Source organism: Marinimicrobium sp. C2-29, assembly GCF_038419845.1.
Classification (GTDB): domain Bacteria; phylum Pseudomonadota; class Gammaproteobacteria; order Pseudomonadales; family Cellvibrionaceae; genus Marinimicrobium.
The window spans coordinates 96,681-106,405 of sequence record NZ_JBCAQT010000017.1 but is presented as its reverse complement, the minus strand read 5'-3'; the positions used below and the strand labels follow the sequence as shown (position 1 = coordinate 106,405).

Here is a 9,725-nt window from a genome sequence, read left to right as displayed (position 1 = left end):
ACACCTCTTCTAGGGTGGTAGAATACCACCTTAAATGGTGTCCGGAATCATTAGACCACTTCAAAAGCGACCAACATTAAGAGTAACTGGGTGGGGCTGGAAATCTTTGCCAGATACAGTTTCACGGAGTTTATAACTTCTTCTCTCTAATCGAACTTGTCCCCATAACATGCTTTTTATCTCGCAAGCACAAAGCATTCCTCGGAGACTGACTTAAGAAAAGCAGCTAACTCGATGATTTCTAATGCTTTTATGCCGCACTACTTCATTCATGTTGGATACAGACGCGCTTGCATGTTATCTGAACGAGGGCTGCGCGTGCAATTACTGGAAGTCACCGAAAACACACTACATAACTAGCTCAAAACTTAACCTAGGCAACTATGACCGCTCCTTTCCAACCGGCCCACTGCTTAGTCCCCGCCTTTTATCCCAGAGCACATGAGTAAAAGTCTAGCACGGCTCAATCAGTCATGCACCGGACTACCCTAGAATTCCTTTTCACTCTCCTCGGCCAACATCGAGTAAATCGCGTGATCGACGTAGTGCCCGTAGAGGTACTCGGCCTCAGGGCGTATCCATTCTTCACAGAAGCCGAGGCGCTCGGGGATGGCCCGGCTTTTGTGGTTGTCGACGGCGCAGCGGATTTCGATCTTTTTCAGGTCGAGGTCCTTGAAGCCGATGGCGACCAGTCGCTCCACGGCCCGGGTCATGATGCCCCGGCCGCTGCAGTCTTCGCTGAGCCAGTAGCCCAGAGTTCCTACGGCTTCGAGCCTGTCGATTTTGTGAAAGCCGCAGACGCCGCAGAGTCTGTTCTGGTAGAGCACGCCGTACTGGAGGCCCTCGCCGTTTTCGCGCTGCTCGATGGTGGATTGCAGGAAGGTTTCGATATCGGAGGGGGAGCGGTTGTAGTCCAGCCAGGGTAACCACTTTCTCAGGTAGGTGCGGTTGGCGTCTACCAGGGCGAAGAGTTCATCGCGGTCGGTCAGCTCCAGGTCCTTGAGCGCGATGTCTGGGGCCACTTTAATCGGCACTTTCACTCTCTCACTCCCTCCTTTTCTCTGGCGTGGTTGCCGCCGGTCAGTCCCTTTTTTCTTCTTCGCGCTCAATCGAGGGCTCGCCGCGAGTGCCCGGGGCCTGTTTGACCTTGAGCAGGATCGCGGCCTTGGCCAGCAGGTGGCCGGTGACCGGGGCGGTGATGAACAGGAACATGGAGATGATCAGCTCGTGGGGCGCGAGGGTGCCGCGACTGACACTGAAGTAGATCACCGAGCCGATGATTGTGCCGCCCACGCCCAGGGTGGTCCCCATGGTGGGCGCGTGCACGCGGGTGTAGAAGTCCGGCAGGCGCGCCAGGCCGATGGCACCGAGCAGGGCGAACAGGGCCCCGCCGATGAGGAAGAAGGAAATGGTCAGTTCAACCCAGACATTCATAAACGGCTCCTATTCGATGATGTTGCCGCGCAGCAGGTATTTACACACGGCCACGGTGCCGGCAAACCCCATCATGGCGATGAGCAGGGCCGCTTCAAAAAAGGCTGTGGTATCCAGGTAGACCCCGAAGACCACAATCAGGGCAATGGCGTTGATGTAGAGCGAGTCCAGGGTCAGGATCCGGTCCGGAAAGTCCGGCCCCAGGATCATCCGGTAGAAGGTCAACAGGGCCGAGAGGGCATAGATGCCCAATGACAGCACAATCGCAAAATCCAGCATCAGAAGATATCCTTTAACGGGGCTTCGTAGCGTTGTTTGATGTCGGCAATCGCCGCGTCTACATCCGGCACATGCAGGCCGTGAATCAGGATGTGCGAGCGATCGGCGGCGATATTGGCGCTCACCGTGCCCGGCGTCAGGGTGATGGTATTGGCCAGGACGGTAATGGCAATGGGGTCGGTCAGATCCAGCGGCAGTTCAAAAAAGGCCGGGCGCAGGTTTTTGACCGGACCCAACACCAACCGCGCGGCGGTCAGGTTACAGACGGTGATATTCCACAGCACCAGAAAGGCATAGCGCACCAGAGGCACCCAGCCGCGAATGCGTACGGGATAGACCCAGAACGTCTGGCATACCCAGGGCAGGAGCCAGGCGAGTACCAGCGCCAGCAGGATATGCCCCAGCGAGAGACTGCCGACCAGCAACAGCCACACCGCCGTGATCACCAGACTGAGCAGCGGGTGTGGCAGCCATCGACGTTTTTCGACTGATTTATGGATCGCTTCGCTCATAGTGCTACTCCATACCGCCCGTGTCACCCAGCACGGCCTGGATGTATCCGGCGCTGTTGGTCAACTGCTCGGCCGTCGCCCCGCAATACGCCAGCAGCGGGTCGGCCCATAGGCTCATCACCGGGCTCATGATCAACAGGAACAGGGCCGCCACCAGTTTACTTTTGTCCGCGCCGCGACCCTGGGGTGGCTCGGCGGTGCTGTTCCAGAAGAGGGTGCTGCCCGCCCGGCACATGCTGACCAGGGTCACCAGGCCGGCGAGCAGGATCACCGCCCAGAGCACGGGCGCATAGCCAGCGCCGGCGGAGGCGACAAACATGGCGGCCTTACTGACAAAGCCCGACAGGGGCGGCAGGCCGGTGACGCTGATGGCGCCAATAAAAAACACCGCGCCCAATAGTCGCGGTTGCACCAGTGGGCGTGAGGGCACCAGGTCGTCCGCGGTCTCGCCGCGCTGGGCGCTGATGATATCGGCCAGCAGAAACAGGGCGGCCGTAATGAATGTGGAGTGGATCAGATAATAAAGGCCTCCGGCGAGCAGATCGGCATCGTCGGTGGCGATCACCGCCAGGAGCGTGCCCACCGAGACAATCACCAGATAGGACACCACCCGCTTGAGCGTGCGCGCGCCCAGTACTCCGATGGCACCAAAGACCAGCGTGAGAATGGCCAGGGGCCAGAGCCATCGGTCGACAGCATCCTCCAGAGGGCCGGCCTGTTCACCGAACAGCAGCCCGTGCACCCGCAGAATGGAGTAGACCCCAAGCTTGGTCATGATGGCGAACAGCGAGGCCACCGAGGGGCTGGCGGAACTGTAGGCACTGGGCAGCCAGAAATACAGGGGCAGCATCGCAGCCTTGAGACCGAACACCGCCAGCAGAATCAGCCCGGCCGCGTGCACGATGGGGGCATCGCCCGCCGGCACGGCGGCAATGCGCACCGCCAGGTCGGCCATGTTGAGACTGCCCAGCACGCCGTAGAGGGTACCGACCCCGATCAGGAACAGCGCCGAGCCCACCAGGTTGAGAATCACATAGTGCAGGCTGGCGCGGGTGCGATCGGGCCCGGCGCCGTGCATCAGCAGACCGTAAGAGGCGATCAGGGTGATTTCGAAGAACACGAACAGATTGAACAGATCGCCGGTCAGAAACGCACCCTGCAGGCCCATCAACTGAAAGTGAAACAGGGGGTGGAAGTTGCGCCCGCCTTTGTCGTCGCTGCGAATACCGTAGAGCAGCGCCGGCAGTGCCAGGGTGGCCGAGAGCATCAACAACATCGCGGTCAGCCGATCGAGCACCAGCACGATACCGAAGGGCGGTTGCCAGTTGCCCAGGGCGTACACCTGATAGTCGCCGCCCATGGCCTGGGCCACCAGCACCCCCATGACCGGCAGGGAAACCAGGGTGGAGATAATGCTCACGGCGCGTTTGGCATCGAGCGAGGCGCGGGCCATGAAAATCAGTAGTACCCCGGTGGCGAGCGGGAGTAAAACCGGGAAGGTAATCCAGTGTGCCATCATCGACCGGGCTCCCGATCTTTGGTGCCATCGACGTGGTCATTGCCCAGCTCGCCGCGCGCGCGCAGTGCCAATACCGTGATGAACGAGGTCATGGCAAAACCGATCACAATGGCAGTGAGCACCAGCGCTTGAGGCAAGGGGTCGGTGTAGTCCACCCCTTCTTTGATAATGGCCGGCAGGCCGCTGTGCAGCCGCCCCATGGCCACCAGAAACAGGTTGACGCCGTAGGACAACAACATCAGACCCATTACCACGGGAAAGGTCCGCGCCCGGAGGATCAGATAAATACCGGTGCCGACCAATACGGCCACGGTGACCGAAAACAGTATTTCCACGTTAAGCACCTCCCTCGGTTTGCTCGCCCGTCAGGGGTTTGAGCTTGCCCAGGTTCTGCAGAATCAGAAGCGTTGCGCCCACCACGGTCAGGTAGACCCCCAGATCAAAGGCCATGGCACTGGCCAGCTCGATGTCGCCAATCAGCGGGATATGAAAATGATCGTGCGCACTGGTCAGCAGCGGTTTGCCAAAGAACCAGCTGGCCACGGCGGTGAGTCCGGCGATCAGAACACCGGCGGCCACCAGCGGGTGGAAGTTGTCGCTCAGGCGTTGATTGGTCCACTGCAGACCGTTGGTCAGATACTGCAGAATGAAGGCAATGGCGGTGATCAGGCCGGCGATGAAGCCACCGCCGGGCAGGTTGTGCCCGCGCATGAAGATGTACACCGAGATCAACAGGGCCAGGGGCAGCAGCGGCATGTTCAGGACCGACAAGAGCATGGAGTGTTTTTCCCGGGAGAAATTGCGCAGCAGGCGCCGCTTGGGATCGAACAGGCGCATGCCATCGAGGAGCCCGTAAATGCCGATGGCGGCAATCGCCAGCACCGTGATTTCACCAAAGGTATCGAAGCCCCGGAAGTCCACCAGCACCACGTTCACCACGTTGGTGCCGCCGCCCCCGCTGACGCTGTGCTCCAGAAAAAAGGAGGAGATGCTGTCAAACGGGCGGGTGAGCACGGCAAACGTCAGCAGCCCCAAGCCCACACCTCCGGCAGTTGCCACCGCAACGTGCCGGCCGATCCGAGCATAGCTGGAATCACGCGGGCTGTGCGCCGGGAGCAGGTAGAGAATCAGAATCAACAGAACGATACTGACCACCTCGACCGACAGCTGGGTGAGCACCAGATCGGGCGCGGAGAAGCGGGCGAACGCCAGGGCAACGCCCAGCCCCACCACACTCAAAAACAGGAGCGCGACCAGACGCTTGTGATGCAAGAGCACGGTGGCGAAGGCGGCACCGATAATGGTCAGGGCCACCGCGACGGTGGGAAAGTCCAGCGGCATCAGGGGGCGACTGCCCTGCAGGTTGGCGAGCGGCCAGAGCGCGATGCCGGCAAGCGAGATGGTGAAGACGAACAGCAGCAGCAGATAACTCTGCGGGCGGCCGTTTTCCAGTGTGCGGGTCACCCAGCGCGCCGAGCGGATTAGTTTGTGGTGCAGGGTGTTTTCAAACACTTCGGGCGCGCTCAGGGGCGGCAATTTGTTCCAGAGATCGAACATCACCTGGCGTTTGGCGTAGACGCCAACGCCCAGAATCAGCGCCGTGGCACTCATCAGCAGGGGCCGATTGAACCCGTGCCAGAGCGCGAGGGTGTACTCGGGCAGAGGCGCCAGCGTGGTGCTGGCCGAAGCCGCCGCCAACAGGGGCCCGACCACCAGGGCCGGCAGAACCCCCACGGCCAGACACAGCACCACCAGAATCACCACCGGCGCGCGCATGAAGAAAGGCGGCTCATGGGGCTTTTTAGGTAACTCTCCGGGCCTGGGGCCGAAAAAGACGCTGTGAATAAAACGCAGGGCATAGGCCACCGAAAACACCTTGGCGAACACGGCCACCACCGGAATGAGCCAGCTGGCATTGCCCAGCACATTCTGCTGCAGCGACTCGTTGAGAAACATCTCGGTACTGAGGAAGCCGTTCATCAATGGCACGCCCGCCATGGCCGCGGCGGCAATCAACCCCAGCGCGGCGGTCACCGGCATGTAATGGCGCAACCCCGAGAGCACGCGGATATCGCGCGTGCCGGTCTCGTGATCGACAATCCCCGCGGCCATGAACAGCGAGGCTTTGAAGGTAGCGTGGTTGACGATATGAAACAGCGCCGCTACCACGGCCAGGCGGGTATCCAGGCCGAACAACAGGGTGATCAACCCCAGATGACTGATGGTGGAGTAGGCCAGCAGGCCCTTGAGGTCGTGCTTGAACAGGGCGACCACCGCGCCCAGGGTCATGGTGGACAGGCCCACCACGGACACAATCACAAACCAAAGGTCAGTCCCGGACAGGGCCGGATAGAGCCGGGCCAGCAAAAACACGCCCGCCTTGACCATGGTGGCCGAGTGCAGGTAGGCCGAGACCGGGGTGGGCGCCGACATGGCGTGAGGCAGCCAGAAGTGAAACGGAAACTGGGCCGACTTGGTGAAAATACCGAGCAGCACCAGAACCAGTGCCACCGGGTAGAGTGCGTGGGCGCGAATCTGGTCGCCTGCCGCGAGCACCATGCTCAGATCGAAAGAGCCCACGATGTGCCCCAGAATCATCACGCCGGCCAGCAGCGCCAGGCCGCCCGCGCCGGTGACGGTCAGCGCCATGCGCGCGCCCTGGCGGGCATCGCTCCGGTGGCCCCAGAAGCCGATCAGCAGGAACGAGCTCAGGCTGGTCAACTCCCAGAACACCACCAGCAACAGCAGGTTGTTGGACATCACCACGCCCATCATGGCGCCCATGAAGAGCAACAGGAGGGAGAAGAAGCGCCCGTGCGAGTCTTTTCCCGACAGGTAGTAGCGCCCGTAGAGAATCACCAGCAGGCCGATGGCCAGCACCAGCAACGCAAACATAAAGGACAGGCCGTCGAGCCGGAAACTCAGGCTCAGCCCGAGCAACTCGATCCAGCGCCAGTGCACGGTGAGCAACTCACCGGCCAGAATGGCGGGCCCCTGGGACAAAAGGAGCACAAGGCCGACAGCGGGAGCGACGGCGGTAAGCCAGGTGCACACGGAGCGACTCTGGTGGGCGGACCAAAGCGATAGCAGGCTGCCCAGAAATGGCAGTAAGACTAAAAATAACAACAGCATGAGAGCACAGGTCCCGGAGAGGAGACGTGGAGTGTTTCCGCGCGAATTATAAACCACAGGTTACCGCTCTGCCATTTGATCGACATTTCGATGCCGAGTCACCCCCTGTGGATTCTGCTCCTACCCCTTCGGGAGTAGAAGCGCCCCCGACTTTGTTACAATGCCGGTTTTTCATCCAAGAGGTACCGATGTATAAAGTTCTGACCCTGGCGACTTTGTTGCTCGCCAACACCTCCGTCCATGCCATTTCCAATATCGAAAGTCAGCGCCCCGGACCACCGCCCGAGGGCTGGAGCGGCCACCTGGAGTTCAGCGCCAGCGGCAAGTCCGGTGATGTGGAAGAAGACCACTACGGCATCGGCGGCAAGGTGGTATTCAAAGCGGAAGAAAACACCGCCTTCATGATTCTGGAGAAAGCCCGGGGTGAGACCCAGGACATCAAGACCTCGGATGAGGCCTTCGCCCACCTCCGCGGTATTCACGAGCGCACCGACCGGTTCGCCGTGGAAGCGTTTCTGCAATGGCAGGAAAACGAGTTCTCCAACCTGCTGTCGCGCAATCTGCTCGGCGCCGGCGGGCGCTTCGGCATTCTGGCCGACCCGGATCAATATACCTTTGACCTGGGGCTGGGCGCCTTTCGCGAATGGGAGGAGACCGACCTGGGCACCTACGTGGACAACCAGACCAACTGGCGCATCAACACCTACTGGGCCTACCGCCACCGGCTGAACGAGCAGGTGAACTGGTACAACACCGTTTACTATCAGCCCAAGGCAGATGAATTCGACGACTACCGGATGCTGTTTGATGCCGGCCTGACCGTGCGCCTGACCGACGCGCTGCAACTGCAGATCAGCTACAACCTGCGCTACGACAGCCGCCCGCCACAGAACCTGGAAGTGGACCCGGTAATTGACCGCGCCCGCACCAACACCCAGTACTCCACCAGCTTTCTGTACGAGTTCTGATACCCCGGTCACCGAGGCGGCCCAATTGCACTCACGGGCCGCTTTCGGTACCTTGCACCTTTCTTTATAGTAGTCTTCTTTTCCCATTTTCCAGACTGTAACGAGGTTTCACGCCCCATGGCGCAATACGTCTATAGTATGAACCGGGTCGGCAAGGTGGTGCCGCCCAAAAAGGAAATCCTGAAGGACATCTCTTTGTCATTCTTCCCCGGCGCCAAGATCGGCGTGCTGGGCCTGAACGGCTCCGGTAAATCCACTCTGCTGCGGATCATGGCGGGCGAGGACCAGGATTTTCACGGCGAGGCTCGGCCCATGCCCGACATCTCGGTGGGCTATCTGCCCCAGGAGCCGGAGCTGGACCCGAACAAGGATGTACGCGGCAATGTGGAGGACGGCGTGCGCGCCGCGGTGGATGCCCTGGCCGAGCTGGACCAGCTGTACGCCGCCTACGCCGAGCCGGACGCCGACTTCGACGCCCTGGCCAAGCGCCAGGGCGAGCTGGAGGATGTGATCGAGGCCTGGGATGCGCACACCCTGGACCACCGCCTGGAAGTGGCAGCCAACGCCCTGCGCCTGCCGCCCTGGGATGCCGATGTCACCAAACTCTCGGGCGGTGAGCGCCGCCGGGTGGCGCTGTGCCGGTTGCTGCTGTCGCGCCCCGACATGCTACTTTTAGACGAGCCCACCAACCACCTGGATGCGGAGAGCGTGTTCTGGCTGGAGCAGTTCCTGCAGAACTTCTCCGGCACCGTGGTGGCGGTCACGCACGATCGCTACTTCCTGGACAACGCCGCCGGCTGGATCCTGGAGCTGGACCGGGGCCACGGCATTCCCTACGAGGGCAACTACACCAACTGGCTCGAGGCCAAAGAGAAACGCCTGGACCAGGAGGCCAAATCCGAGGCCGCCCACAAGAAGGCGATCAAATCCGAGCTGGAGTGGGTGCGCCAGAACCCCAAGGGCCGTCAGTCCAAGAACAAGGCGCGCCTTTCGCGCTTTGACGAGCTGCAGTCCCAGGAGTTTCAGGCCCGCAACGAGACCAACGAGATCTACATTCCACCGGGCGAGCGCCTGGGGGACAAGGTGATCGAGCTCGATCACGTGTCCAAGGGCTATGGCAATGAGCTGCTGATCGACGACCTGACCATGAGTGTGCCCAAGGGCGCCGTGGTGGGCGTGGTCGGCGGCAACGGTGCGGGTAAATCCACCCTCTTCCGCATGATCGCCGGCACCGAAGAGCCGGACAGCGGCACTATTACTCTGGGCGATACCGTCAAGATCGCCTATGTGGAGCAGAGCCGCGAAGCCCTGGACGACAACCAGACCGTGTGGGAAGCGATTTCCGACGGCCAGGATATTCTCCAGATCGGCAACTACGAAGTGAATTCCCGTTCCTACGTGGGCCGCTTCAACTTCAAGGGCTCGGATCAGCAAAAGCGCGTGGGCGAGCTGTCCGGTGGTGAGCGCGGCCGGTTGCACCTGGCCGACACCCTGAAGCAGGGCGCCAACGTGCTGCTATTGGACGAACCCTCAAACGACCTGGACATCGAAACCCTGCGCGCGCTGGAAGAGGCGGTGCTGGCCTTCCCCGGCTGCGTGATGGTGATTTCACACGATCGCTGGTTCCTGGACCGGATTGCGACCCATATCCTGGCGTATGAAGGCGATTCGGAAGTGGTGTTCTTTGAGGGTAACTACACGGAATACCACGAAGACTTTGTTCAGCGTAAAGGCGAGGATGCCCAGCCGCGGCGGGTGAAGTACAAGCCGCTGAAGCACTGATCGAGCTGGCTATTACGAGCAGGACATCGATTCATCGGGCCAGGGAGCGGCCCTTTCACCCCCTTCCACCCTACTCCACCCTTCTTATTCCACCCACAT

General features: G+C 60.9%; 9 protein-coding genes. 2 read left to right on the top strand and 7 right to left on the bottom strand.

The window, feature by feature from the left end; translation table 11 throughout:
• Window positions 1–488 precede the first annotated feature (488 nt).
• The 7 genes from AAE484_RS15780 to AAE484_RS15750 are packed head-to-tail and all read right to left on the bottom strand — an operon-like array spanning window position 489 to window position 6,876.
• Complete coding sequence (locus AAE484_RS15780; protein ID WP_341939391.1) at window positions 489–1,040, bottom strand: GNAT family N-acetyltransferase; 552 nt, start codon at window positions 1,038–1,040, stop codon at window positions 489–491.
• Window positions 1,041–1,080: 40 nt separating this feature from the next.
• On the bottom strand, window positions 1,081–1,434 hold the full coding sequence (locus tag AAE484_RS15775; protein WP_341939390.1) for a Na+/H+ antiporter subunit G: 354 nt from the start codon (window positions 1,432–1,434) through the stop codon (window positions 1,081–1,083).
• Between the two features lie 9 nt (window positions 1,435–1,443).
• On the bottom strand, window positions 1,444–1,713 hold the full coding sequence (locus tag AAE484_RS15770; RefSeq protein ID WP_341939389.1) for a K+/H+ antiporter subunit F: 270 nt from the start codon (window positions 1,711–1,713) through the stop codon (window positions 1,444–1,446).
• Entirely contained in the window at window positions 1,713–2,225 is a 513-nt protein-coding gene (locus AAE484_RS15765) for a Na+/H+ antiporter subunit E (RefSeq protein ID WP_341939388.1), read from the bottom strand. Before AAE484_RS15765 ends, AAE484_RS15770 begins: the two co-directional genes overlap by 1 nt.
• Window positions 2,226–2,229: 4 nt before the next feature.
• Window positions 2,230–3,744, bottom strand: coding sequence for a monovalent cation/H+ antiporter subunit D (locus tag AAE484_RS15760; RefSeq protein ID WP_341939387.1), 1,515 nt, complete (start codon window positions 3,742–3,744; stop codon window positions 2,230–2,232).
• On the bottom strand, window positions 3,741–4,079 hold the full coding sequence (locus AAE484_RS15755; protein ID WP_445928864.1) for a Na+/H+ antiporter subunit C: 339 nt from the start codon (window positions 4,077–4,079) through the stop codon (window positions 3,741–3,743). Before AAE484_RS15755 ends, AAE484_RS15760 begins: the two co-directional genes overlap by 4 nt.
• Window position 4,080: 1 nt before the next feature.
• Window positions 4,081–6,876: a monovalent cation/H+ antiporter subunit A gene (locus AAE484_RS15750; RefSeq protein ID WP_341939385.1), complete on the bottom strand. Its 2,796-nt coding sequence runs from the start codon at window positions 6,874–6,876 to the stop codon at window positions 4,081–4,083.
• A gap of 188 nt (window positions 6,877–7,064) precedes the next feature.
• On the opposite strand from AAE484_RS15750, the gene AAE484_RS15745 reads away from it, so the two are divergent.
• Both AAE484_RS15745 and ettA read left to right on the top strand, forming a co-directional pair.
• Window positions 7,065–7,844 (top strand): DUF481 domain-containing protein, encoded by a 780-nt coding sequence (locus tag AAE484_RS15745; RefSeq protein WP_341939384.1) that lies wholly within the window; start codon window positions 7,065–7,067, stop codon window positions 7,842–7,844.
• Window positions 7,845–7,961: 117 nt separating this feature from the next.
• Window positions 7,962–9,626 carry an energy-dependent translational throttle protein EttA gene (ettA, locus tag AAE484_RS15740; RefSeq protein ID WP_341939383.1) on the top strand — a complete coding sequence of 555 codons (1,665 nt, stop codon included), beginning with the start codon at window positions 7,962–7,964 and terminating at the stop codon, window positions 9,624–9,626.
• The last annotated feature ends 99 nt before the right edge of the window (window positions 9,627–9,725 follow it).

Coding starts and splice junctions, on each gene's coding strand:
- AAE484_RS15765 (WP_341939388.1), bottom strand. CDS start 2,225: ATGAGCGAAGCGATCCATAAATCAGTCGAAAAACGTCGATGGCTGCCA.
- AAE484_RS15760 (WP_341939387.1), bottom strand. CDS start 3,744: ATGATGGCACACTGGATTACCTTCCCGGTTTTACTCCCGCTCGCCACC.
- AAE484_RS15750 (WP_341939385.1), bottom strand. CDS start 6,876: ATGCTGTTGTTATTTTTAGTCTTACTGCCATTTCTGGGCAGCCTGCTA.
- ettA (WP_341939383.1), top strand. CDS start 7,962: ATGGCGCAATACGTCTATAGTATGAACCGGGTCGGCAAGGTGGTGCCG.
- AAE484_RS15775 (WP_341939390.1), bottom strand. CDS start 1,434: ATGAATGTCTGGGTTGAACTGACCATTTCCTTCTTCCTCATCGGCGGG.
- AAE484_RS15770 (WP_341939389.1), bottom strand. CDS start 1,713: ATGCTGGATTTTGCGATTGTGCTGTCATTGGGCATCTATGCCCTCTCG.
- AAE484_RS15745 (WP_341939384.1), top strand. CDS start 7,065: ATGTATAAAGTTCTGACCCTGGCGACTTTGTTGCTCGCCAACACCTCC.